Below are 24,525 nucleotides of genomic sequence, written 5' to 3'. Positions count from 1 at the left end.
GATGTTCCGCTGGCTCGCCGCTCTCTGCTTCGCGCTTCTGCCGATCATCGGCTGGAGCGCCAACGAGGTAGCGTTGCCGGCGCTCACCGAGCGCGTCACCGACCTGACCGCCACGCTGTCGGCCGAGGATAGAGCCGGGCTGACGGCGAGCCTGACGGCGCTGGAAAAGGACAAGGGCGCGCAGATTGCCATCGTGCTGCTGCCGACGACGCAGCCGGAAAGCATCGAGCAGTTCGGCATCCGACTGGCCGAGGCGTGGAAAATCGGTCGCAAGGGCGTCGATGATGGCGTGATCGTCATCGTCGCCAAGGACGACCGGCGCATGCGCATCGAAGTCGGCTACGGGCTGGAAGGCGCCATTCCCGACGCCATCGCCAAGCGCATCGTGGCCGAACAGATGGCACCGCGTTTCCGCGAGGGCGATTTTGCCGGCGGCTTGCGGGCCACCGTGGCAACGCTCGACAAGGTCATTCGCGGCGAGCCGCTACCGGCGCCTGTCGTGCAAACCGCCCCGAGCAGCGCCGATTCCGGCGATGCGCTGACTTTCCTGCTCATCGTCTTCTTCATGGCCGGCGTCATCCGCTCCATGTTCGGCCTGCTCGGCTCGCTCGCCGTTTCCGGCGCGGCTGGCTGGCTGGCGTGGACCCTCTTCACTTCGCTCGGCCTGGCTGGTGGCGCGGCGCTGCTCGCTTTCGCGCTCTCCTTCATCCGCCTCGGCCGCGGCGGCTGGCAATCCGGCGGCGGCTTCCCCGGTGGTTTTGGTGGCGGCTCATCGGGTGGTGGCGGATTTTCCGGCGGCGGAGGCGGCTTTGGTGGCGGCGGCGCCTCGGGGAACTGGTGAAACCATGCTGAAACGCCTGCTCAAACACCTCTCATCGCCCGGCTGGTGGGCCAGACGCGCCTTCCGCGCCGACGATCTGGCAGCCATCGGCGCAGCGGTAAAGGCTTCAGAATCGAAGCAGCGCGGCGAAATCCGCATCGCCATCGAAGGCCCGCTACCGCTCCGCGCCCTGCTCCGCGAAGAATCCTGCCGCGACCGGGCGGCAGCGCTCTTCCTGTCGCTCGGCGTGGCGGCAACGCGCGAGGCCAACGGCATCCTCGTTTATGTCCAGCTGGTCGACCATCAGGTCGAAATCCTCGCCGACAGCGGCATTTCTGCCCTCGTCCCGCCAGCCGAATGGGAAGCCATCTGCCACCGCATGGAAACCGCGTTCGCCGCCGGGAACTACCAGAGCGGCATGGTGGACGCCGTCGAGCGCATCACGGCCCTGCTCGCCCAGCATTTCCCGGCCACCGGCGATAACCCGAACGAACTCGACGACGCGCCAACCATGCTTTAAGTTTGGCTCGACAAAGGGAGGAGCCCTCATGCAAGCGCTGGAACTGAACAAGGCTTTCACCCTGATCGAATCAGGCCCGGTCGTCCTCGTCACCACCCATGATGACGAGAAAGACAACATCATGACCATCTCATGGACCATGGTGATCGATTTCACCCCGGTATTTGCTATCACCACAGGAGAATGGAATCACTCCTACGCGGCGTTGCGCAAGCATCGGGAATGCGTCATCGCCATACCCACCGTCGACCTGCTCGATACGGTCGTTGGCATAGGGACGTGCTCCGGGGCAGACACCGACAAGTTCGCCCGGTTCAAGCTCACGCCAGTCCCGGCCAAACTCGTCAAGCCGCCCCTGATCAAGGAATGCCTCGCCAATATCGAGTGCAAGGTCATCGACATCATCGAAAAGCACAACATCGTCGTGCTGGAGGCAGTCGCCGCCTACATCGACAGCGACCGCAAGGAAACGCGCACGGCTCACGCCGTCGGTGACGGCACCTTCATCGTCGACGGACGCAAGATCGACAGAAAGAAGATGATGGCCGCCAAGCTCCCGCCGGGGGTTTAGGGGTTATTGGCTTGGCCACCGGCGCAAGTCGGCCAATGTGGCCCTTCGCCCAGACCCACTCTGAAAATGCTAAAGAACCAGTAGCCGGCATCTCAAACTCAGTTCAGCGCCAGGCCTTTTTCTTCGTAGGTTTTCCCGTCGCGTATGTGGTAAATCCGCTTGAATGTCGGAATGATTTTCTCATCGTGGGTCACCACGATGATGGCCGTATTGAATTGCTGAGCCATCTGATTGAGGATGCGCACAACGCTCAAGGCGCGTTCGCTATCCAAAGGAGCCGTCGGCTCATCGGCGAGGATAACGGGCGGCTGATTCGCCAGGGCCCGGGCAATGGCCACGCGTTGTTGCTCCCCGCCCGATAGTTGCGACGGCTGGGCATTGGCGCGGTGCCCGACGTCCAGCGCTTCAAGCAACTCCAGCGCGCGCTTTCTCGATTCACCATTCGGTCTGCCCGCCAGCATGGGTAACAAGGCTACGTTGTCGATGACATCGAGGAATGGAATCAGGTAGGGAGCCTGAAATACAAACCCGATCCGGTCGCGGCGCAAGGCGCGCAGGTCAGGAATTTTCCAGCCATTGTCGTAGATGACCTCATCACCCAAGGTCATCTTGCCGGTAGTGGGTTCTATCACCGCGCCCAGGCACTTGAGCAGGGTACTTTTTCCGGAGCCTGAGGGGCCAATCAAGCCCACCACCTCGCCGGGGGCGACGATCATATTGACGTCCTTCAAGGCGTCGACCGCGGTATCGCCCTCGCCATAGCGCTTGCTCAAGCCTTCGATGCGAATTCCGAAACCGACCATCTCATCCTCCAATGGCGGTGGCAGGGTCTACGCGCAGGGCAGCCCGAATCGCCAGCGTGCTGGCCAGCGCACAAATGACCATCACCACGACAAAACCGCGCACTGCATCGCCTGGCTCGAGCAGAACATACTTGGGAAAGAATGGCGCCCATACCGTTGCCGAAACCTTGCCGACCAGAAAACCGATCAGCCCCAACCCCAGGGCCTGCTGAAGAATCATCCCGGCAATGGTCCGGTTACGCGTGCCTATCAACTTCAACACGGCAATCTCACGAATCTTGCCCAAAGTCATCGTGTAAATGATGAAAGCGACAATGGCAGCGCTGACCACCGCGAGAATGACCAGAAACATCGCGATTTGCCTGGCCGAGGTGGCGATCAGCTTGGCCACCAGAATCTCTTCCATTTGCACCCTGGTGAAAGCCTGCAGGTGCTTCCAGCGCCTGACTTCATTTGCCACAGTGTCGGGCTGGCTTCCTGGTGACACCTGAACCAGCACGGCATTCACGTTTCGGTTGGCGTTCTGCGATGCCAGGATGGCCTCGAGCAGGCCCGGTACCCCAGGGCGATTCAGTGTGGGATTGGCCGCTGTTCTTGCCCGCTCATTGAGGATGGCATCGTTGTCCTTGAGGAACTGGGCTTCCTGTGCATCCTTCAGCGGAATGAAGACCATGGGGTCGCCGCCGGACGAAACCATGCGTTTGGTCAGGCCGACGACTTTGTAGTCGTGCCGGCGAATTCGAATGGTATCGCCCAGCTGAAACCCGGTTTTTACGTCAGCCACTGCTTCGTAATGGTTGCGGGTAATGTGGTGGCCAGCCACCAAATACCCCGGTTCTCCCGGCTGCCCCGGTTCGAAGCCAACGACCATGGCACGCACATCGGTATTGCCCAGACGAACCTGCATGGTCAGATAAGTCACGTTGGCAGCGCGAGCCACGCCAGAAAGGCTCAGCAATGAGCGGTACACGTCATCCTTGATGCTCGACGACTCGGCATATGGTCCCTGCGTGTCCTGCTGAACGACCCACAAGTCAGCGCCACTGTTGTTGAGCAGCGCCTTGGCATCATCGACCATGCCGCGATACACCCCGGCCATGGTCAGCGTGACGCCAATCAGCAACCCAAGACCGATTCCGGTCAACACGAACTTCGACCAGGAATGCAGGATATCGCGCCCGGCCAGACTGATCACTTGCCTTGTCCCGCCAGTTGTTCGACGACTTTGACGCGGCCGCCTTCAGACAGCTCGCGCTCGCTGTGAACGATGATTTCGTCACCAGCGCCAAGTCCTTCCAGCACCTGCACCAAGCCATCCAGGCTACTGCTGCCGAGTTTGATGGCGACAAACGCTGGCTTGCCATCGCGTAGCATCCAGACGCCAGAACCTTCAGCTGTCTGTTTGATGGCGGCATTGGGCAGTATCAGGCCAGATTGATTGGCAGCCGTGTGCACAGTCACCTCAGCCATTTCGCCAATACTCAGGCCAGGAGGAATCTGGTCGAAAGTAACCAGGGTGATGCGCTCCTCGGTCACACTATCGCTGACCGGTTCAATCCTGACCACTTTCCCGGTTAAAGGCATTCCCGGATTGCTGCGCAGGGCAATGCTTGCAGCTTGTTCCAGGGCCAGCCCGCGGGACCGCCCCTGATCGAGTCGAACCTTGACCCAGAGACTGTTGGGCTCTATCAACTTGACTACCGATTGGCCGGCAATGACGGTCGAGCCAGCTTCAACGTCACGGCTGGTCACCACCCCGTCAACCGGCGCCACCAGGCGCAGGTTGTTCCGTTGCTGCCGCAAAGCATCCTGGTCGGCCTTCAGGCGGACGACTTCCTGCCGGGCGCTTTGCAGGTTGGCTTCGCTCGCATCGACGGCTGCTTGAGCCGATGTCAGTTCCTGTTGTTTGCTCTCGACAGCGCTCGGGCTGACGAAATGCTTATCACCGAGGTCGCGATAGCGCCTGGCATTCAAGCCGGCAACTGTCTGGCGGGCCAGAACATCCTTGCGCTGAGCATCAGCCGCCAAAACCGCGCTGGACGCCCGGGCGTATGAGGCCTCGATCGAGCGAAGTCGTTCGTCCAGGTCGACGGGGTCGATTTCTGCCAGCAGCTGTCCGGCCTTTACCTGCTCACCCACATCGACATGAACTGCTTTGACCCGACCAGCCGCCGTTGGGCCAATAAAATAGCTGCGTCGCGCTTCGACCGTGCCAATGCCGAACAGCGATGACGACAGGCTGCCAGTTTCGACCCGAGTGATGGTGACCTTGGTTGGCGCCAGCGGGCCTGACCGGGCGACCACAAAGCCAAATCCGAGCAGAAGAAACACGGCAAAAGCCACCAGGCCAAACTTTCGACTGAGAAATCCATTCAGCTTCATGACTTGCCCCCAAGGGCGGCAAGATAAAGTTCCAATACGCCCACAGCCTGTTGCTCCATCTGCCCAGTGCTTCCACTCAGCATGGATTGAATGACTAAGCCCTGGATGGCCCCAAGAAACAGGGCTGCTGCCGATGGGCAATCGACATCGGCGCGAATCAGCTTCGTCTCAATTGCCGCAGCCAGGGTTTGGGACAGGGTTTGCCGATAGCGCTCCATGATTAGCTGCACCCGCTGCTTGACGGGGGATGCAGCGGGTTGCTGAAGCTCGCCAAAAATCAGGCGAGGCGCCCCGGGGTGTGCTTTGGCAAAACCAACGTGAGCCATGAACATGGCCTTGAGGGCAGTCAGCGCATCAGGGGCGCTCTCCTTGGCTGCCATGAGTTCGAATATCAAATGCGCTTCAATCCATTCGACGACAGCCAGGCGGATGGCCTCCTTGGTGGCGAAGTGGCGAAAAAGCGCCCCCTGAGTCACGTTCATCGCTTTGGCAATGTCCGTTGTCGTTATATCGGCGGGGCTGCGCTCAGCCGAGAGCCGAACCATGGTGGCGATGATTTCTGCCTGGCGTGACTCGGTGGATTGACGAGGGTTGATAGACATGGCTTCTTGTAAGTAATAAGTCACTTACCAGTATAGGTGACCAATTCAGATTTTCCTAATATTCATTACATCAAATGCAACTATTTGTTGCTGCGTAAGTTTTTCTGAAAATCAGGGCTATAACTGAATTGAAGGTTTGGAAAAAGTATGCCGTAGCACTTCAGACCCAGTCGTTGTATTGAGTTAATTCTGTTTGATAGGGAGAGAGAAAATGACCAGGAACACAGTAAAAATCATGTTGTCTGCCATCGCTTTAGGCTTGATGACTTCAGGAGCCATTGCCGCTGATGAGACGGTTTACGGTAGTCAGATGATGACTAACCAGGAGCGGATTGAACATCGTACGAAAATAAATGCTGCAAAAACGGCCCAGGAGCGCGAACAGGTTCGCTTGGAGCATCATGAAAAAATGCAGCTCAGAGCCAAGGAGCGTGGCGTTACCTTGCCGGATACGCCGCCGGCTCAAGGTGCTGGCATGCGTCAAGGTATGGGACAAGGTGGCGGCATGGGCGGCATGGGTGGAGGAATGGGTGGCGGTAGAGGCCGCTAACCGTCAATGGAAAAAGGGCGTCAGTTAACAAAGAAATAACTGGCGCCTCGTATCGATCCGTACCTGAATCGCCTTCCGGATTCGATTTGGCAACGCATTTCCAGAATGATGTCAGCTGTTGCCCAACTCCAATCAACTCAGCTGACCGGCAAATTGATGATTGACATCGCGATGCATGGCCTCATCGGCACGGACGGCGATGATGACTTCGCGCAGGCGTGCGTCAGGCGCCAATTTCCAATAATCGATGGCGATGGCGGGGGCCGGGACGTTGGCGTAGGTGCCGTTGTCTACGCCAGCCAGATAGGTCGTGTAACTCGTGACCGCTTCTTCCTCCAGGTAGCCGACGACACGATGTGCCGTTGCTGGAGACAGCAGGTAGAGCAGGAAATAGAAGTTATAGAACACCCCTTGAACGATGAGGATCAGCAGGCGTTCAAACTGCGATGGCCGGGCGATGAGGATGAAGGTCATCAAATGCATGCGCTCGTTTTCTGCTTCGTCCAGCAGGGTGCGGATCCAGCCGTGGTCGGATTCCATGCGGCGTAGCGATTTGAGGTGCTGGAGCGAACCGCCGACCATGCCCGGCACTGCGGCGACGGTTTCGAGAATAACGGCACGATGACCGTAGCGTCCGGCAAAAAAACTATCCGCAAAAAAGCGCAGGAATTTGACGAACCGATAGGCCAGCTTGTCCCGCACAGTCTCGGGAACGTGGTGTTGCAGTTCTTTTGCGTGGTCAGCCGCGAGAAAGAACCTGTCGATGTTGCCTGGTGGTTGAAGGCATTCACTGTGTATTGCATTCAGCATCGCTATCTCCTGAGGCCACTTGAGTCGGGTTGGCTGATTATTTCAACAATTCTGTTGGTGCTCAGTTCGATTGGACACACAGCAATGCCGTTGAACGCGCCGGGACAATTTGCGGTTTTTATGTGCGCTTGCGCACCGAGTCGTCACGGCGGTTGCGGGCAATATGAAGCCATGACTCATCAAGGCGACCCGCCATGGTGGTGCCGGACATGGATTGTTCTTCATTAAATTCACCCGTCTCTGTCCAGCATGGCCTTCACTGTCAATTCAGGAACAAACCATGAAACCAACCATTTTGTTGTTGCCCGGCTTGCTCAATGACGCGAGCGTTTTTACCGACCAGGTTGCCGCCTTGTCGGCAATGTCTACCGTCGAAGTTGGCGATCTGAGCATTGCGGAAACGATCCCCGATCTCGCCGCCAGCGTCCTCAAGTTGGCCTCGGCCAAGCGCTTTGTGCTGCTGGGCCTGTCACTCGGCGGCTATGTCGCCTTCGAAATCATGCGTCAGGCGCCCGAGCGAGTGGCCGGACTGGTCCTGATGGATACGACGGCGCGCCCTGATACAGCCGAGGCCAGTGCAAAACGGGAAGCGCTGATCAAGCTGGCGGCCACCGATCTCGAAGCCGTGACCGAACAACTGCTGCCGCTTCTCTCGCATCCCGATCAAATGAACCTGCCCACCGTGCGTGGCGTCATCCAGTCGATGGCGAGCGGTCTGGGCAAGGAGGTCTTTGCGCGTCAGCAGCGGGCCATCATGGGCCGCCCGGATAGTCGGCCGACGCTGAAAAGCATCGCCTGCCCGACGCTGGTGATCTGCGGCCAGGACGACCAGATCACGCCCCCGGAATTGGCAACGGAGATAGCCGACGGGATCAAGCATGCCAAGCTTGAACTCATCGAGGATTGCGGCCATTTGGCGACGCTTGATCAACCGGAAATTGTCTGCGGACTGTTGCTTGACTGGATCAAGGACAACAAATTCTGACGCTTTCGTGATTCAAGTGAATCTGAACTGGAGTACCAATGGAAGCCCAAACACACTCGATGGCTAGCCTGTTTGCCCAGCTTGGGCTATCGGCAGAGCCGGCAGATATCGACAAATTCATCACCGAACGGCGCCCCTTGAGCAACGGAACCACGCTCTGTAACGCGCCATTCTGGACTGAGGTGCAGAGTCGTTTTCTCAAGGAAGAGATCATTTGGGATGCCGACTGGGCGGGCGTCATTGATGAACTCAATGCCCGTTTGTCCAAATAATTGTCCAGTACTGCCGGGATACTCAACTGCGGCGAGATATCTTGCCTTCCACGGTCAACCGGAAAAAACAGCCAAAATTGAAATCCTGCGGACGGTCGCGCAATCGTCCCTTGGCGCCCGATTCTGGCTAAATCGGGGGAGCGATGGCGACTGACAATCCCATCGATGTCGCCGCGGCGATAGTGGTAAAAAAGTTTCCGATCGTCTGCGTCGGTGGTTCAGCTGGCGGACTCGACGCCTATATCCGGTTGTTGCAGAACCTGCCGGGCGACATGGGAGTGGCCATTGTCATCGTCAATCACATCACCCTCGCGCCGACGCAGCTCCATGAAGTTCTGCCGCGCTTCACCACGATGCCGGTCGAGCTGATCACCGAAAACCTGCTGATCGAGCCGAACCATGTCTTCATCATTCCGGCCAACCGGGATTTGCACGTCGATGGCGAGGAGTTTCACCTCGAACCCATTTCAAAGCCGCGGGGCTGGCCGGATGTCATTACCGTCTTTCTCCGCTCGCTGACCGAGCACTGGGACGGCAAGCTGATTGCCGTCATTGTCTCCGGCTACGACGGTGATGGCGCCGACGCGCTGTGCGGCATCAAGGAAATCGGGGGCATTACGATTGCCCAGAAGCTGAGCACCGCCAAGCAGCCCGACATGCCGGAAAGCGCCATTGCCAGCGGCTGCATTGATTTCATTTTGTCCCCCGAAGACATTGCCGGGGAAATCGTGCGAATTGCCCGCGCCGAGTAGCGCCAACCGGGCAATTTCCCGGCCGGCTTCTGTGCGCGCTGGCATACAGAAGAGCACGGAAGTGCCGGGTAAGGTGAGGCCAGATGGACAACACGGATTGCCCACCTCCCTACGCGAAAGGAAACGCAAATGAACAACATTATTTACATCGTCGGACTGGTCGTTGTCGTCATCGCCGTCTTGTCATTTTTTGGCCTGCGCTAAGCAGTCGTGATTCCCGAGTGCCCGGCAACCGCCCGAGCGCTCGGGATGCTGCGTCGCCAGCAACACAGCCATGCCAGCCCCGTCGGCTCCCGAACATTTACCGAGCCCGTCACCAAAGGGTGCGCTGGCGCACCGATTAGCCAAAGCGCCCGGCCTAATCTCTTCAACTCAGGTGCCGGATTGCATTTCGGCACTGCCGCCCTCAATCAATTTCATTCTCAGGAGCACACGATGAACAAGGATCAAGCCAAGGGTCGTCTCGAAGAAGCCAAAGGCAAAGTCAAGGAAGTCACCGGCAAGCTTGTCGGCAACGACGAGCTGGAAGTGAAAGGAAAGATTCAAAAATCCGGCGGCAAAGCACAGGCCACCCACGGTGATCTGAAAGAAGACGTCAAGGATGCCATCAAAGGCAAATAGCCAAAGCGTTGGCCGAACCTTCTGCCAATCGTTTTTTCCATTCCACCCCACCCCAACCAAATTCAGGAGTATCAAATGAACGATATGATCAAAACCGATGTAATCAGTGCCGTCAACCGTGGCTCAAGAGTCCTCAGCGCCAGTTCGCTCGCCAGCGACGATGTGTATAACCCGAAAGGCGAAAAGCTGGGCAGCATCAAGGAGCTCATGCTGGACATTCAAAGCGGCAAAGTTTGCTACGCTGTGCTGTCCTTCGGCGGCTTCCTCAGCCTCGGCGAAAAGCTTTTTGCCGTGCCCTGGAGCGCCCTGACGGTCGATACCGAAAACAAGCGCCTGGTCATGGATACCGACGAGGATCGCCTGAAGAATGCGCCGGGATTCGACACCGACAACTGGCCCAACATGGCCGATCCCACTTGGGAAAAGACCGTCCACGGTTATTACGGCACAACGTACTGAAGCTGATCAAGCTTGCTTGAACCTGATGCGGCCAGCTTTGGCCGCATCAGCCAGTTTCTCTTAACCGAGAGGCCGGCGGATCGAAATTCAGGGAAAACAGCCACTCGGCATGTCCCTGCCCAGACCAGGCGCGATGCTACAATCAACTGGAAGAACCTGGAACACACGTTCACCTGCTGCCTTGTACGCTGGAACTTGATTCCTGCTTTTTATCCGGCAGCTCCAAGCCCCCCCCCCCGAAAAAGCCTGCCATGTCGAAAAGTATCGAAAACACTGCTTTGCCGCCTGAGCCGAGGCAAAACGGTATTCTCGCGAGCCTTCCCGCGCAGGATTACGCGCGCCTGCTACCCGACCTTAAATTGGTGGATATGCCATTGCAATGGACGATGTCCGAGTCAGGTGACCATGTAAACTTTTTGCACTTTCCCATCTCCGGAATTGTCTCGTTGATCTATACGCTGGAAGACGGTTCGTCGAGCGAAACTGCACTGGTTGGCAATGAAGGCCTGGTGGGCATTTCGATTTTCATGGGCGGAGAGAGCATGCCGACCAGCACCGAGGTGCAAAGTGCAGGCCAAGCATATCGACTTAGTCGCGCAGTGATGAAACGAGAGTTTTCCTTGGGTGGCCAGCTACAACACCTTGCTTTGCTATTTACCCAGGCGTTGATGTCGCAGACGGCACAAACGGCAGTGTGCAATCAACATCACTCTCTGGAACAACAGGTGTGTCGATGGCTGTTGATGAGTGTCGATAGACTGAACAGCAACGAAGTTGTGATAACGCAAGAGATGATTGGAAAACTACTGGGAGTCCGCCGTGAGAGCGTGACCCAAATTGCCGGCCTGTTGCAAAAAGGTGGAGTAATTGCGCGTGGTCGTGGTCGAATCACCGTAGTTGACCGTCCCAAGCTGGAAGAGCGGGCTTGTGAATGTTATTCGGCGGTCAAAGCCGAGTACGCTCGATTGTTGCCGTCCAGCCGAGCAGACGCCACTTGATCGACCTTTCGCATTCCGAATCGTCCTGATCCTGTTTTGCGTTCGGGGTAACAGGAGGTCTCGGCCAAGCTGATATTTCTGCGTCAGTTTGCCGGTTCCACTGCCATTTCACTGTTGGTCGTTGGGGCTTCACGGCAATCGCATGTGCCGCTACAGCCCGGTTTATCATCGATTCCAAGTTGAGCTGGCCCCCTATCATTGATGAAGAACATCACCGAAAACCGTGTATTCGCCATCCTTGCGATCAAGGCCGGGCGCGTCGTAAAGCACCAGCCAGCTCGGCGCGTGCGAGGCGAGTTCAGGCGGTAATTGGCAAAGCGCCTCGGCCCGATTGGTCCCGTGACCGTGAGGAAGAGAAAGCATCTCGATCAGTGTGGACTCAAAACGTACCGGTTCCTGGTTGGCAGCCAGCAGGGACTTGGCATTCGGCCACTTGAAGACACGAATGTCGCCATCCAGCACCATCGTCGGCCCGGCCAGGATGTAAAGGTCATCACCGAAAAAAAGCAGATCGCGTAACCCGAGCCCTTCCAGTTGCAGAAAATGCTTGCGGATCAGGCTACCGCTGTCATCCAGTGGCACCAGCCGTAGTTCATCGCCCTTGGTTTCGAGCGCAATCTCCAGCAGCGCAGACCAACCACGCAACACCGGGCCGCGCAGTCCAAGCAGCAAGCGGTTGCCGTCCACGACCAGCCCTTCGATATCCAGACCATTGTCTTTGCCGGGAATACCCATGTACGGTCCGAAATGGGGATCATCCGCCAAAGCCTGGGTGAGCAGGTTGGACTCGGCATCCCCTTTCAGGCGTCGCGCCCGGCGACCATCTTTTGCCTCCCGGACCAGACAGGGCTTGCCGTCGTCACCCGTTTCAATTGGCAAACAGGCCAACAGACAGCGGTTGCCATCAAGTGTCACTTTGGCCAGCCGCTTGGCGTTTTCTGCGTTGTCCAGCTTGCCCTTCGCATTCTTGCGCTTGAGCCCATGCGAGCCCACCACCCAAAGATAGCCGTCAGCCACCGCCATGCCTTCCAGGTCGGCCTCCTCGTCCGCCGCGCCGGGTAGATCCAGCAGTTCGGACAGCGGAAAGCTCAGCCCATCGCCGAAGCGCAGCAGTTCGCTTCCCGACGGATCAAGGCGACGCAGGCGGTCGATGCCGCACGCCTCGTCGCCGGCAACCCACAAGCATTCACCGGAAAACGCGGCGCCGGACAGGTTGGCCTGAACCAGCGCGCCCGGGGCAAATTCAAGACGAATGGCATTTTTAATGCGTTTGTTGGGCATGTTGTGTCTCTTTTCTGAAGGGTGTTCTGGCAGGAAAACAAAGCCAATCGGCAAGCCTCCGACTCAACCTGGAACAATGTAACACCCCGTTCCGCAACGACTGTTTGGCTTGCCAAGCAGGAAAGACTGCCGTTTCAATTTTGGCCGTTTTTTCCGGTTGACCGTAGCAATCGAACTCAGCCGTTCGTGGCCTGGATTTTCCCCGGCCATCCAGCTCTGGGTTCCCTGGCGCACAGAAGCCGCCTGAATGGTGGCGTACTTTTCTGACTTCGCTACGCGCAAGCCAACAGGAGAAATATCGCCATGCTCAAGTCACAAGAAGGTCAACACGTTCCTCAGGTCACTTTTCCGGTCATGGTCAATGGCGCATGGGAAAAGCTCACCAGCGATGCCCTCTTCAAAGGCAAGACCGTTGTGCTGTTTGCCCTGCCCGGCGCCTTCACGCCAACCTGTTCGAACATGCATCTGCCGCGCTACAACGAGTTGGCCGGGACGCTCAAGGAAAATGGCGTCGATAGCGTGATCTGTCTGGCCGTCAACGATCCATTCGTGATGGAAAGCTGGCAGGCAGCCCAGAAGGCTGAGGGCGTCTATTTCCTGCCTGACGGCAACGGCGAATTCAGCGCCGGCATGGGCATGCTCGTCGACAAGTCCGATATCGGCCTGGGCAAGCGGAGCTGGCGTTATTCGATGCTGGTGAAGGATGGGCTGATTGAAAAAATGTTCATCGAGGCGGAAGAGCCGGGCGATCCTTTCAAGGTTTCCGATGCCGATACGATGCTCGACTACATCAATGCCAAAGCCGTGCCGCCCCCGCGGATCACCTTCTTCAGCAAGCCGGGCTGCCAGCATTGTGCCCGCGCCCGCGAGATGCTCAACAAAAAGGGCGAGCGTTTCGAGGAAATCGAACTGGGCAGCAACGGCGTCAGCTACAGCTCCTTGCAGGCCGTGAGCGGCCAGGGAACGACGCCGCAGGTGTACATCGACGGCGAGCACATCGGCGGTGCCGACGAACTGGCGGTCTGGCTGGCCAAGTCCAAATGACGCCGATCGATGTCGATGTCGCCATCATTGGTTCCGGCACCGCCGGAACGGCGGCCTATCTGAGCGCCCGGGCCCATACCGATTCGATCCTGCTCATCGAAGGCGGCGACTACGGTACGACCTGCGCGCGTTCCGGCTGCATGCCGAGCAAATTGCTCATTGCGGCGGCCGAAGTCGCCCACCAGGCGCGCCATGCTGACCGCTTCGGGATACAGGCCAGCGACCTCGTGGTCGACGGCCCGGCGGTGATGGCGCGGGTGCAGCGCGAACGTGATCGTTTTGTCGGATTCGTCCTCGCCGCCGTCGATGCCATGCCGCGCGGCGACCGGTGGACAGCGAAGGTCAGCTTTCAGAATGCGAACACCCTGGTGACGCCGCAAGGCCAGCTGATTCACGCCCGTCGCATCATCATCGCCACCGGCAGCAAACCGATCTTGCCGCCATTGCTGCAAGGTCTGGACAAGCACTTGCTGACCAGCGAGACCGTTTTTGAATTGCCAACCTTGCCGAAAAGTATGGCGGTTTTCGGCACAGGGCCGCTTGGCATTGAATTGGGGCAGGCGATGAGCCGCCTGGGTGTCGAGGTCAAGATGTTCGGCATCGGCGGCGGCCTTGCGGGCATTCGTGACCCGGAAATTCGCGACTACGCGAACAGGATTTTCAATGACGAGTTCTATCTCGATGCCGACGCCGAGGTCGAATCGGTCAGCGAAACGGCGACCGGCGTCGTGCTCCGTTACCGGCACAAGGACGGTAGTCAAATCGCCGAGGAATTCGATTATGTGCTGGCAGCAACCGGTCGGGCGCCGGATCTTGCCGGGTTGGCTCTGGCCAACACCGGCCTGCAACTCGATGACCGTGGCGTGCCGCTGTTTGACCGCTACACGCTGCAATGCGGCGACAGCACGATCTTTATTGCCGGCGATGCCAACAACGAGATTCCCCTGCTCCATGAAGCCGCCGACCAGGGGCGCATTGCCGGCGGCAATGCCGGGCGCTATCCCAACGTCCAGCCCGGCCTGCGCCGCACAGCGCTGGCCATCGTCTTCTGCGACCCGCAAGTCGCTTCGGCCGGCATCGCCCTGAAGACGCTGAACCAGCACTTCCAGGGACGCTTCGCGACAGGCGGCACCTCGTTCGAAGACCAGGGGCGCAGTCGGGTCATGCTGCGCAACAAGGGGATGCTTAAAATCTATGCCGAGGTCAGTAGCGGCTTGTTGCTGGGCGCCGAAATGTTCGGCCCCGGTGCCGAGCACATCGGCCATCTGCTCGCCTGGGCGGTGCAAAAACGCATGACCGTGGATGAAATGCTGGAAATGCCCTTCTATCACCCGGTCATCGAAGAAGGATTGCGCACCGCCTTGCGCGACGTGAAGCTTGAACTGCAGGTCGGTTCGGCGGCAGTCGATCAATGCATGGATTGCGGGCCGGGTGGCTGATGGGGCTACAACGACCAGTTCCGGATTTCAATTTTCGCCGTTTTTTACGTTTCACGTAGTAAACCCGGTTGACCGTAGCAATCGCCATCAGCCGTTCGGAGCCTGCTCAAAACTCCGGAATTCCCCCTCGCCCAGCGCGATATTGACCTGCTGAACGATCGCTTGGCTCGGCCCGCGCCGCGCCCAGCTTATCAGTTCGAGCACGGCCATTTCTTCGCCGACAGCCATCGCCTCGACCCGACCATCAGCCAGATTGCGCACCCAGCCGACAACGCCGAGCGCCCTTGCCTGCTCGGCCATGGACCAGCGATAGCCGACACCCTGAACCCGCCCTTCGACCACCAGATGACGCCCGATTCTTGCCATTTTTCGCTCCTTGCCAGCACGCTGCCGATGCTGCCATCTATACCAAAGCTCAGTGCAAAGTGCTAGATTGCCGGGCTTGCCAGACCGCGCTTCCCCGAGAAAGGCGCGGCTAGGCAAGCAGCATCGCAAAATTCAGCGCCTCAGGCGCAACAGGGGAATAGATGTCGTCACACAACAAGCAAGCCTTGCCGGCCATCACGGTCGCTGCCATCGGGGTCGTCTTCGGCGACATCGGGACCAGTCCGCTCTACGCGCTGAAGGAAATCTTCAACGGCCATCACCCGATCCCGGTCACCCCGGAAAACATCCTCGGCGTGCTGTCGCTGGTCTTCTGGGCGATCATCGTGCTGGTCACCATCAAGTACGTGCTCATCATCATGCGCGCCGACAACCGCGGCGAGGGCGGCTCGCTGGCGCTGCTCGCGCTGGTCACCGAAAAGGCTAAGAACCCGCGCCTGTCGTGGATCGTCACACTGCTCGGCATCTTCGCCGCCGCGCTGTTCTATGGCGACAGCATGATCACGCCGGCCATTTCGGTGCTTTCCGCCGTCGAAGGTCTGGAGATCATCACACCCGACTTGAAGCCGTACGTCATCCCGATCACGCTCGGCATCCTGACCGGCCTGTTCTTCATCCAGAAGCACGGTACCGGCGCCGTCGGCAAACTCTTCGGCCCGGTCATGGTCGCCTGGTTCGCCATTCTGGCCGTGCTCGGCGTGCTGCAGATCGCCACCAACCCGGCCGTCCTGCTCGCCCTCAATCCGCTGTTCGCCACCTTTTTCATCGCCGAACACCCCGGCCTCGCCTTCCTCGCCCTCGGCTCGGTGGTGCTCGCCGTGACCGGCGGCGAAGCGCTGTACACCGACATGGGCCACTTCGGCCGTTTCCCGATTCGCCTCGCCTGGTTCGGCTTCGTCATGCCGGCGCTGGTCCTCAATTACTTCGGCCAGGGCGCGCTACTACTCGTCGATCCGGAAGCCATCGCCAGCCCCTTCTTCCACCTCGCCCCCGACTGGGCGCTGATCCCGATGGTCGGACTGGCCACGGCGGCCACCGTCATCGCCTCGCAGGCGGTCATTTCCGGCGCCTTCTCGGTGGCCCGCCAGTCGATCCAGATGGGCCTGCTGCCGCGCATGCAGATCATCCACACCTCGGGCATGGAAGAAGGCCAGATCTACGTGCCCTTCACCAACTGGTCGCTCTATCTGGCCGTCGTCGCCCTGGTCATCGGCTTCAAGAATTCGTCCAACCTCGCTGCCGCCTACGGCATCGCCGTCACCGGCACGATGCTCATCGACACTATTCTCGTCGCCTTCGTCATGGTCCTGCTCTGGAAGTGGAACAGGCTGCTCGTCGCGCTCGTCGCCGGTTCTCTGCTCGTCGTCGACATCGCCTTCTTCGCTGCCAATGCGATCAAGATCCCCCAGGGCGGCTGGTTTCCGCTGGCCATGGGCATCGTTTCCTTCACCGTGCTGACCACCTGGCGGCGCGGCCGGCGCATGGTCTCGGACGAAATGGCCAAGCAAAGCATCCCGATGGACGACTTCCTGGAATCCATCGACGATGTGCACCGTATCTACGGCACGGCCATTTTCATGACCAGTGCCAAGGACGGCGTGCCGCCGGCCCTGCTCCACAACCTCAAGCACAATCAGGTGCTGCACGAACGCGTCGTGCTGGTCACCGTGCAAACGATGCAGACCCCGCACGTGAACGATATGGAACGCATCTATCTGCACGACATGAAGAAGGGCTTCAAACGCCTGATCATCCGCTACGGCTTCATGGAAAGCCCGGATGTACCCGGCGCGCTCGAGCAATGCAGCCGTTTCGGCGAGAGTTTCGACATGATGGATACCACCTTCTATCTGTCGCGCGAAACCATTGTCCCGTCAATGTCCCGCGGCATGCTGCCAATCCGCGCCCGGCTCTTCGCCATCATGTCGAAGAACGCCACCAGCGCCAGCGACTTCTTCCACATTCCGACCAACCGCGTCGTCGAACTGGGTACGCAACTGGTCATCTGAACGCCACCTTGAAGCTACCAACGCCCTGCCCAGCAGGGCGTTTTTCATTGGCGCTGCGCAGCCATATCAGCAAAAACTGAAACTAGCGCAGATCAAGGTTGTCCGATACGCAAGCGGCAACAATCACCAGATCAACCATTTCCGGATGCCCGCATGAAGCGCCTGCTCTCCCTTCTTTTCGCTGCCAGTCTCGTCTTCCCGGCGTTTGCCGAAGTACTGAGCTTCGACAGGCCGATCCATGATGCCGCGCGGGCGGGCAGCGGTGATGATGTTCGCCGCCTCCTCAAGACCGACCCGAAACAGCGTGAAATACGCACGGAACAAGGCTCGACCCCCTTGCACCTGGCCGCCACCAATCCGGATACGACAGCCATGCAGGTGCTGATCGCCGCCGGCGCCAATGTGATGGCCCGCGACAACGACGGAGCAACGCCGCTGCACATGGCCGCCTATTCGAGCCGGGCCAAAAATGTCCAGATCCTGCTCGAAGCCGGCGCCGACCCCTTCGCCAAGACTGACAACGGCCGCGACCCCGGCTCGATGGCGCGCAAGGTCAAGGCCGACGAAGCGGCCGGCGTCCTTTCGCTATGGGTGCTCAAGGGCTGCAAGGCCGGCAAACCATGCTGAAGGCCATTCCGCTGCTACTCGCCGTGTTGGCGAGTAGTGCCGGCGCCGAGCCGACGGCCTCGCTGCCTTCCGTTGAGGTGTTCACGCCAACGGTCTGCCTGACTTGCATAGAATGGGCTGAACACCTGCGCCAGAACGGCTTCCCGGTCAAAGTGACGCCGACGGTCGACATGGATGCACTGAAACGCCGCCTGAAGGTGCCGAAGGACATGGAATCTGTGCCCACTGCGCTGGTTGCCGGCTATTTCATCGAAGGCCATGTACCGGCTGAGGACATCAAGCTGTTACTGAATGAGAAACCGCCCGCCCTTGGCCTCGCCGTTCCCGGCCTGCCGCAGGGTGCGCCCGGCCGGGAATTCTCGAATCCGACCTGCGAAACGGCGTGCACGATGCTCGACAAGGACGGCGTCGAGCAAACCGTCCGCCGCGAATTTTTCGAGACTTTTCTTGTTGACCGCAAGGGCAGGCCCTCCCGCTTTGCCCGCCACTGAGCGGCACAGCACCAGACAGACTGCCACCAAACGCTCCGGGAGTGCAATAATCTGCGCTTTGTAAACGCGCCCTCCAACTCCCGGTTGCATCAACTTGTCCCAACCAGCCTCCTTAATCGCAACGTCCATTGATTCACGGAAATCGGCTTTCCGTTTTTTCGGCTTGTTGATACTTGGCGTGTTACTCATCAACGCCGTGATGATTTCAGTCAGTGTCGTCAATCTGCTGGATCACAAGAAACGCACAGTGGAACAGGTGGTTGGCATGACCGACAACCTGGCCGCCCTGCTCGAACTGAACGTGGCCGACTCAGTCCGCCGCATCGATCTCGGGCTTCTCGACATTGTTGACGCGCTGGAGGGCCGGCTTAAGGAGGGACACATCGACGCGGATCAAATCGCGCAGATGCTCAAGCTGCATGAGGAGCGCCACCCGGCCGTCGATGCCTTCCGCGTCAGCAATCAGCAAGGCAAGGTCGTCTGGGGCAAAGGCATAACGCCCGAGAAGACTGTCACCTATGCCGACCGCTCTTTCTTCGAAGAGCATCAGCGCAAGCCGGGGGAAAAACTGATCATCTCCGAGCCAATCCTGGGGCGTGTATCCAAAATATGGGTCGTTGCGCTGACCCGCTCGTATCGAAATGCCGACGGGTCTTTCGCCGGAGTCGTCACTGCGGCGGTCAATCTCGAGCACTTCATCGGGGTGCTATCGACCATCAAGCTGGGCGAGCATGGATCGGCACTCATCCGTCATCAGAACTCCGCTTTACTGGCACATTTTCCGGTTGTCGACGGACCGGCATGGCAAGCCGGCAATCAACAGGTTCCACCCGAATTCAAAGCTCAGCTTGATTCCGGAAGCCCAACCGGGATATTCCACACGGCGAATATGCCGGATGGCGTCGAGCGAACCTATACCTTCCGCCGCGTTCCGCAGACACCCTTTCTCGTCGCGGTTGGCATGGCCCCGCGTGACTATCTGGACGACTGGAACATCGAATTGCGCAACGCGATGTTGCTCATTCTCGGGTTCCTGACGGCCACGGTCCTTGGCGCCTGGTTGTTGCGACATTACTGGCAGAAAATCCAGAATCAGACCTTGTTTCTCGAGACGTTGATCGAGAGCATCCCGGTCCCTCTCTTCTACAAGGACACAACGGGCCGCTATCTGGGCTGCAACCACGCTTTTGAGGATTCCCTGGGTAAATCCCGTCACGACATTATCGGCAAATCCGTTTTTGACATGGCGCCGCCCGACATTGCCCAACGCTACAAGGACAAGGACGACGAGTTGTTCAGCCAGCCCGGCACCCAGACCTACGACTGGTTGACCGTCAAAGGCTGCGAGGCACGCAATGTCATCTTCCACAAAGCCACTTTCCGTCGCGTTGACGGTGAAATTGCCGGACTGATCGGGGCGATCACGGATGTCACCGAACTCAAGCAGGCTCACGCCGAGCTGCAGACGCACCGTGACAATCTGGAGCGGCTGGTGGCCAAGCGTACGGCTGAATTGCAGCAAACCAAGGAAGCTGCCGAGGCAGCCAGCATGGCAAAAAGCACCTTCCTGGCCAACATGAGTCATGAACTGCGCACCCCGATGAACGCCATCCTCGGCATGACCGGGCTGGCCTTGCGCAAGGCCGCTGACCCCAAATTGCAGAATCAGCTCGGCAAGATCGAGCTTGCTGCCAATCACCTGCTCAGCGTCATCAACGACATTCTCGACATCTCGAAAATCGAGGCCGAGCACATGCACCTCGAGCATATCGATTTCCGCATCGGTGAAGTGCTCGCCAATCTGCGCAGCCTGATTGGCCAACGGGCCGCCGACAAGGGACTGCACCTGGAAATTGACTCGCCCCCGGAAATCGCCGGCCTGTTGCTCAATGGCGATCCGTTTCGTCTTGGCCAGATTTTGCTCAATCTGTCGGCCAATGCCGTCAAATTCACCAGCCAGGGCGGGATCGTCGTCCGCATTCAACTTTTGCCAAGCAGCGAAAAAGCCATCGCATTGCGCTTAGAGGTCACCGACAGCGGCATCGGCATCGCACCCGAAGATCAAAAGCACGTTTTCAACGCCTTCGAGCAAGCCGATGGTTCGATGTCCCGGAAATACGGCGGGACCGGTCTGGGTCTGGCCATCAGCAAGCGTCTCGTCAAATTGATGGGCGGCGAAATCGGCCTCGAGAGCACGCCGAATGTCGGCAGCACGTTCTGGTTTACGGTAAGCCTGCAGCGGGTTCCGGAAGATGCCCGGCCACCGGTCACGCAATTCAAGTATTCGTCGGAAAACGCACTCAAGGAGCGTTTCTCGGGCACCCGAATCCTGCTCGTCGAGGACGAGCCGATCAACCAGGAGGTGTCGATGTGCCTGCTCGAAGAAGCGGGGCTGTCGGTCGATCTGGCGGAGGATGGTGAAGTTGCGGTTGCCATGGCGCGCCAGACGCAATACGCGCTGATCCTGATGGACATGCAGATGCCGAGGATGAATGGTGTGGATGCGACGCGGGCAATCCGGACCCTGTCCGGCTATGAGGACACGCCCATTCTGGCGATAACCGCCAACGCTTTCGATGAAGACCGGCAGATTTGCATCGAAGCCGGCATGAACGACCACATCGGCAAACCGGTAGCCCCCGACCTGCTGTTCGACACCTTGCTCAAATGGCTGAGCAGCCACCCGTTCGCGTTGCGCTAACGAAATGCGACTCCTCCACACCTGAATACCTGGCGCCATGGAACAGACTCTCCCGGAAAACCACCCTGACATGATCAGGATCGTCCACGCCGCCCATCGCGACATTGCCCCGAAACCGCCGAAGGGCCAGGCCAACTCGCTGGCCAATGCCCTCGCCTCGGCACTGGGCAACGCCCCGGGCAACGAGGAAGACCTCGAGAACATCGAGTTCCTGGTCTATGTCCTGTCGGTCAATCGGGCCTCTGGCGAAATTGACGACGACGCCTTCGAACGCTTGTTGCTGCGCATCGAGACCCGGCAAGGCCGGGCCGAGTTGACCCGGCAATTCACCGATGAGCTGGAGGCTGAACACGGCTACGAGGACGAAGACTGAAGTCTCCCGACGCTAACGGGGATTGGATCATCGCCACGGACAGACCGTTACACGCTGCTACACAACGCTCGTCATCGTTAAGCAGACATGATCGTTAAGCAGACATAGCACCTCAAACCCTGCGGAGAGATCATGATCCACAACCCGAATACCGAATCCACCCTGTTCATCGAGTCACTCAAGGGCGCCGGCGTCGCCATCAGCAACGAGCGAGAAGTGATTGAACGCCTCGAGGAAGCCCGTGAATGGCACTACGCCTTCACGACGCTGGTCAAGCAGGGGGACCGGATCGGTATCAACTTCATGGCCAACCCGGGCATGAAATCGGCCCAGTTATCGGCGGAACTGCAGCGCGTCTTTGCCCAGTACAGTTTTCCCGACCAGACCGAATCAATTTTCGAAGCCAGGCTTCTGCACTGATACCCCAAAGCGCTGGCAAACCTTCGCTAGTCCGGGAAAGAACCACAAGAGCCAGAGCTGTTTCCTGGCTCTTTTCTCGTCAGGGCCGCAGGAAATCCCGGTACATGGCCTCGGCCCAGGCGACATCCTCGCCGGCCGGATTCGGCTCTCGTACCTGTTTGACCTGCTGCATCAGGAAGCCGTCGCCGCGCTGCCGGTAGCTGGCCTCGATGCGGGTGTATTCGAGCGGTTCGACGCTGCTCACGACATGACAAACACTTTCCGGCGATAGCGCCGGGTGCATCTTGCCGGTCGCGCTGGCAGCAATCTGCCGGGCAACGATGGCGCCCATGCGGTTGGCGACATGGCCAGTTTTCGGGTAATGGCCAAATACCGGTGAAACGAGGCCAGCCGCATCGCCGATGATGAACACCCGCTGGTCTGCGACGCTACGAAAATCGAGCCCGCCCTGGTCGGCCCAGCCTGTCGAATTTCCGGAAGCATCGCGACGAATCAGCCCGGCCTGCCAGAGCAGGTCGGCCGCTTCCTGCGGCGGCGATAGCAAGGCCTCGTCGAAGCGGATGTCGTCGATATCGGTGGTCACCGTCTTGCGCGCCGGATCGATCTGCCGAACCCTGGCGTGATCGAGGTAGGTGACCTGCGCCTTGAAGCGATCAAGCAAAATGGATTTGAAGGCCGGCATCATCGGATTGGGATCGATGATGACCAGCTTGCCGGGAATTTTTTGCGTTTTGAGCCACCAGGCGATCAGCATCGCCCGCTCATAGGGCGCCGGCGGGCAACGGTAGGGCGCCGGCGGGATGGTCATCAGCAGATCGCCGCCCTTGAACCCGGCGAGGCGTTTCTTGAGCGCCGGCAGGTCGGTGGCGTTGAGCATGGCGCCTGAATGGCGCTGGCGTAGTTCGGCCACGACCTGCGGGTCATTGACCTGCCAGGCGGCGTAATTTTCGCGAATGCCGGGAGCCAGCACCAGCCAGTCGTAGGGCAAGCGACCGGCAGAGGTATTTACCGTGCGCTGCACGCGATCAATGTTTTCAACGCTGGCTTGGACGAAGCGGTAGCCCCAGGTCGCGGCGAGCGCCGCGTAGTCGTGCGTTTCGATTTTGCTGTTGCCGTGATCAACCAGCCAGCGGTTGCTCAGGGCGAACGAGGTGAAGGCCGGCTGGCGGTCGACGAGCGTGATGTCGATTTCCGGGGCCAAGCGGCGAAGATGGCTGGCGGCCGACAGGCCGCCCCAGCCACCACCCACGATGACCACTCGCTCACCGGCGGCGCGCAGTGGCCGAACCAGCGGCAGCAACCCGGCCGCAAGCAGGAACTGGCGGCGACCGGATTTCATTGGTAGCGCAGCGCCTCAATCGGATCGAGCTGCGCCGCCTTTTGCGCCGGGTACCAGCCAAAGAAGATGCCGACGCCGGCGGCGACGGCAAAGGCGATGAGCGCCGCGCTACCGGAAACGACGATGACCATGCCGGTGAAAAAATTGATGCCGAGCGCGACACCGAGGCCGATGAGCAGGCCGAGCAGACAGCCCGCGAAGGAAATCATCACGGCTTCGAGCAGGAACTGACTCAGGATGTCCTTCTGCCGGGCGCCGATGGCCATGCGGATGCCGATTTCGCGCGTCCGTTCGGTGACCGAGACGAGCATGATGTTCATGATGCCGATACCGCCGACGAGCAGCGAAATCGAGGCGATGGCGCCAAGCAGGATGGACATCGTGCGCGTCGTTTCGGCCTCGGACTCGGCCGCTGCCGACAGGTTGCGCATAAAGAAATCGTCGGGCGTGCCGTCGCGCAGACGGTGGCGCTGACGCAGCAGGCTGGTCACGCTGTCCATGACTTTCGGCATCGTTTCGGCCGAATCGGCCTGAATCATGATCATCCGCACCGAACCCAGGAAAGGCGTGCCGAACACCTTGCGCTGGGCGGTGCTCAGCGGAATGATCACGGTGTCGTCCTGGTCGCGGCCGTCGAGGTTTTGACCCTTGCTGCCGAGCACGCCGATGACCAGGAAAGGGTTTTGCTGGATGCGCATGGTCTTGCCGACTGGATCTTCGGCGCCGAACAGGTTTTCGGCCACGGTTTTGCCGATGACCGCTACCCGCGTCGACGAACGCACATCCGAATCGCCGAAGCCGGCACCATTGACGATGTTCCACGCCCGCGCCTCAAGATAGGCCGGCGTCGAGCCGACCACCTGCGAACTCCAGTTCTGCGAGCCATAAACGAGTTGCCGCGACCCCTGGTGCGTCGGCGCCACGTTGGCGACACCGTCAAGTTCGGCGATCGCTTCGCCATCGGCCACGTTGAGCGTCGGCCCGCCGGCCGAACCGCTGCGCACGCCGGCCGTGGTGAAGGAGCCGGAAAGGACGATGAACAGGTTCGAGCCCATCGTGCTGATCGTCTGCTGCACTGCGTACTGCGCGCCCTGCCCGATGGCCATCATGATGACCACAGCGCCGACGCCGATGACCATGCCGAGCATGGTCAGCGCCGTACGCAGGCGGTTGGCACCCATCGCCAGCCAGGCTTCGCCGAGCATCGCTTTCAGCATGGCGAAACCTCCCGATTGCGGCTTTTAGGCAACTCCCACGGTCGACTGGAAAAAA

General features: G+C 59.5%; 27 protein-coding genes. 18 read left to right on the top strand and 9 right to left on the bottom strand.

Annotation, left to right across the window (positions count from 1 at the left end; translation table 11 throughout):
- Position 1: 1 nt before the first annotated feature.
- The 3 genes from WBK19_RS09365 to WBK19_RS09355 are packed head-to-tail and all read left to right on the top strand — an operon-like array spanning position 2 to position 1,911.
- Positions 2-841, top strand: a complete 840-nt coding sequence (locus WBK19_RS09365) for a TPM domain-containing protein (RefSeq protein ID WP_511289081.1) — start codon at positions 2-4, stop codon at positions 839-841.
- Between the two features lie 4 nt (positions 842-845).
- A complete protein-coding gene (locus WBK19_RS09360; protein ID WP_511289079.1) occupies positions 846-1,340 on the top strand; it encodes a TPM domain-containing protein in 495 nt (164 codons plus the stop codon).
- Positions 1,341-1,368: 28 nt separating this feature from the next.
- Positions 1,369-1,911 (top strand): flavin reductase family protein, encoded by a 543-nt coding sequence (locus WBK19_RS09355; protein ID WP_511289077.1) that lies wholly within the window; start codon positions 1,369-1,371, stop codon positions 1,909-1,911.
- A 98-nt stretch (positions 1,912-2,009) separates the two neighbouring features.
- On the opposite strand, the gene WBK19_RS09350 is transcribed toward WBK19_RS09355, so the two are convergent.
- Genes WBK19_RS09350 through WBK19_RS09335 form a run of 4 tightly spaced genes read right to left on the bottom strand, consistent with a single transcriptional unit; the run spans position 2,010 to position 5,698 of the window.
- A complete protein-coding gene (locus WBK19_RS09350) occupies positions 2,010-2,714 on the bottom strand; it encodes an ABC transporter ATP-binding protein (RefSeq protein ID WP_511289075.1) in 705 nt (234 codons plus the stop codon).
- Between the two features lies 1 nt (position 2,715).
- Positions 2,716-3,909, bottom strand: a complete 1,194-nt coding sequence (locus tag WBK19_RS09345; protein ID WP_511289073.1) for an ABC transporter permease — start codon at positions 3,907-3,909, stop codon at positions 2,716-2,718.
- Positions 3,906-5,096 (bottom strand): efflux RND transporter periplasmic adaptor subunit, encoded by a 1,191-nt coding sequence (locus tag WBK19_RS09340; RefSeq protein WP_511289071.1) that lies wholly within the window; start codon positions 5,094-5,096, stop codon positions 3,906-3,908. The genes WBK19_RS09345 and WBK19_RS09340 overlap by 4 nt, the downstream gene beginning before the upstream one ends.
- Positions 5,093-5,698 carry a TetR/AcrR family transcriptional regulator gene (locus tag WBK19_RS09335; protein ID WP_511289069.1) on the bottom strand — a complete coding sequence of 202 codons (606 nt, stop codon included), beginning with the start codon at positions 5,696-5,698 and terminating at the stop codon, positions 5,093-5,095. The genes WBK19_RS09340 and WBK19_RS09335 overlap by 4 nt, the downstream gene beginning before the upstream one ends.
- Before the next feature lie 211 nt (positions 5,699-5,909).
- Between WBK19_RS09335 and WBK19_RS09330 the strand changes: the two genes are divergently transcribed.
- Positions 5,910-6,248, top strand: coding sequence for a hypothetical protein (locus tag WBK19_RS09330; RefSeq protein WP_511289067.1), 339 nt, complete (start codon positions 5,910-5,912; stop codon positions 6,246-6,248).
- Between the two features lie 132 nt (positions 6,249-6,380).
- Here the strand turns inward: WBK19_RS09330 and WBK19_RS09325 are convergent, their stop codons facing one another.
- On the bottom strand, positions 6,381-7,058 hold the full coding sequence (locus WBK19_RS09325; protein WP_511289065.1) for an alternative oxidase: 678 nt from the start codon (positions 7,056-7,058) through the stop codon (positions 6,381-6,383).
- Positions 7,059-7,338: 280 nt separating this feature from the next.
- On the opposite strand from WBK19_RS09325, the gene WBK19_RS09320 reads away from it, so the two are divergent.
- The 6 genes from WBK19_RS09320 (at position 7,339) to WBK19_RS09295 (ending at position 11,145) form a co-directional block, all read left to right on the top strand.
- The gene (locus WBK19_RS09320; RefSeq protein WP_511289063.1) at positions 7,339-8,043 is read left to right on the top strand and encodes an alpha/beta fold hydrolase; all 705 of its coding nucleotides are present in this window, start codon (positions 7,339-7,341) and stop codon (positions 8,041-8,043) included.
- A 38-nt stretch (positions 8,044-8,081) separates the two neighbouring features.
- On the top strand, positions 8,082-8,315 hold the full coding sequence (locus WBK19_RS09315; protein ID WP_511289061.1) for a DUF2789 family protein: 234 nt from the start codon (positions 8,082-8,084) through the stop codon (positions 8,313-8,315).
- Between the two features lie 143 nt (positions 8,316-8,458).
- Positions 8,459-9,067: a chemotaxis protein CheB gene (locus WBK19_RS09310; protein WP_511289059.1), complete on the top strand. Its 609-nt coding sequence runs from the start codon at positions 8,459-8,461 to the stop codon at positions 9,065-9,067.
- Positions 9,068-9,316: 249 nt separating this feature from the next.
- A complete protein-coding gene (locus WBK19_RS09305) occupies positions 9,317-9,688 on the top strand; it encodes a CsbD family protein (protein ID WP_511289057.1) in 372 nt (123 codons plus the stop codon).
- Between the two features lie 75 nt (positions 9,689-9,763).
- Entirely contained in the window at positions 9,764-10,147 is a 384-nt protein-coding gene (locus WBK19_RS09300; RefSeq protein WP_511289055.1) for a PRC-barrel domain-containing protein, read from the top strand.
- A 251-nt stretch (positions 10,148-10,398) separates the two neighbouring features.
- The gene (locus WBK19_RS09295) at positions 10,399-11,145 is read left to right on the top strand and encodes a Crp/Fnr family transcriptional regulator (RefSeq protein WP_511289053.1); all 747 of its coding nucleotides are present in this window, start codon (positions 10,399-10,401) and stop codon (positions 11,143-11,145) included.
- Between the two features lie 195 nt (positions 11,146-11,340).
- On the opposite strand, the gene WBK19_RS09290 is transcribed toward WBK19_RS09295, so the two are convergent.
- A complete protein-coding gene (locus WBK19_RS09290) occupies positions 11,341-12,426 on the bottom strand; it encodes a DUF3616 domain-containing protein (protein ID WP_511289051.1) in 1,086 nt (361 codons plus the stop codon).
- Between the two features lie 303 nt (positions 12,427-12,729).
- Between WBK19_RS09290 and WBK19_RS09285 the strand changes: the two genes are divergently transcribed.
- Both WBK19_RS09285 and WBK19_RS09280 read left to right on the top strand, forming a co-directional pair.
- Positions 12,730-13,470, top strand: a complete 741-nt coding sequence (locus tag WBK19_RS09285) for a glutathione peroxidase (RefSeq protein WP_511289049.1) — start codon at positions 12,730-12,732, stop codon at positions 13,468-13,470.
- The gene (locus WBK19_RS09280) at positions 13,467-14,909 is read left to right on the top strand and encodes a dihydrolipoyl dehydrogenase (RefSeq protein ID WP_511289047.1); all 1,443 of its coding nucleotides are present in this window, start codon (positions 13,467-13,469) and stop codon (positions 14,907-14,909) included. The genes WBK19_RS09285 and WBK19_RS09280 overlap by 4 nt, the downstream gene beginning before the upstream one ends.
- Before the next feature lie 87 nt (positions 14,910-14,996).
- On the opposite strand, the gene WBK19_RS09275 is transcribed toward WBK19_RS09280, so the two are convergent.
- Positions 14,997-15,275 (bottom strand): acylphosphatase, encoded by a 279-nt coding sequence (locus WBK19_RS09275; RefSeq protein WP_511289045.1) that lies wholly within the window; start codon positions 15,273-15,275, stop codon positions 14,997-14,999.
- A 161-nt stretch (positions 15,276-15,436) separates the two neighbouring features.
- Here WBK19_RS09275 and WBK19_RS09270 point away from each other — a divergent pair, with 161 nt between their 5' ends.
- The 6 genes from WBK19_RS09270 (at position 15,437) to WBK19_RS09245 (ending at position 21,914) form a co-directional block, all read left to right on the top strand.
- On the top strand, positions 15,437-17,302 hold the full coding sequence (locus tag WBK19_RS09270; RefSeq protein WP_511289043.1) for a potassium transporter Kup: 1,866 nt from the start codon (positions 15,437-15,439) through the stop codon (positions 17,300-17,302).
- Positions 17,303-17,455: 153 nt separating this feature from the next.
- Positions 17,456-17,929: an ankyrin repeat domain-containing protein gene (locus WBK19_RS09265; RefSeq protein ID WP_511289041.1), complete on the top strand. Its 474-nt coding sequence runs from the start codon at positions 17,456-17,458 to the stop codon at positions 17,927-17,929.
- Positions 17,923-18,420, top strand: coding sequence for a DUF411 domain-containing protein (locus tag WBK19_RS09260; RefSeq protein WP_511289039.1), 498 nt, complete (start codon positions 17,923-17,925; stop codon positions 18,418-18,420). Before WBK19_RS09265 ends, WBK19_RS09260 begins: the two co-directional genes overlap by 7 nt.
- 178 nt (positions 18,421-18,598) lie before the next feature.
- Entirely contained in the window at positions 18,599-21,121 is a 2,523-nt protein-coding gene (locus WBK19_RS09255) for an ATP-binding protein (RefSeq protein WP_511289037.1), read from the top strand.
- A 37-nt stretch (positions 21,122-21,158) separates the two neighbouring features.
- Positions 21,159-21,494 (top strand): hypothetical protein, encoded by a 336-nt coding sequence (locus WBK19_RS09250; protein ID WP_511289035.1) that lies wholly within the window; start codon positions 21,159-21,161, stop codon positions 21,492-21,494.
- A gap of 132 nt (positions 21,495-21,626) precedes the next feature.
- The gene (locus tag WBK19_RS09245) at positions 21,627-21,914 is read left to right on the top strand and encodes a hypothetical protein (protein WP_511289033.1); all 288 of its coding nucleotides are present in this window, start codon (positions 21,627-21,629) and stop codon (positions 21,912-21,914) included.
- 79 nt (positions 21,915-21,993) lie between these two features.
- On the opposite strand, the gene WBK19_RS09240 is transcribed toward WBK19_RS09245, so the two are convergent.
- Positions 21,994-23,253 carry an NAD(P)/FAD-dependent oxidoreductase gene (locus tag WBK19_RS09240; protein ID WP_511289031.1) on the bottom strand — a complete coding sequence of 420 codons (1,260 nt, stop codon included), beginning with the start codon at positions 23,251-23,253 and terminating at the stop codon, positions 21,994-21,996.
- Positions 23,250-24,470 carry an ABC transporter permease gene (locus WBK19_RS09235; RefSeq protein WP_511289029.1) on the bottom strand — a complete coding sequence of 407 codons (1,221 nt, stop codon included), beginning with the start codon at positions 24,468-24,470 and terminating at the stop codon, positions 23,250-23,252. The genes WBK19_RS09240 and WBK19_RS09235 overlap by 4 nt, the downstream gene beginning before the upstream one ends.
- Positions 24,471-24,525: the final 55 nt, after the last annotated feature.

This window comes from Azonexus sp. (genome assembly GCF_049652925.1).
GTDB lineage: Bacteria > Pseudomonadota > Gammaproteobacteria > Burkholderiales > Rhodocyclaceae > Azonexus.
The sequence above is the reverse complement of the archived record's forward strand: the minus strand, read 5'-3'. Positions and strand labels throughout refer to the sequence as shown.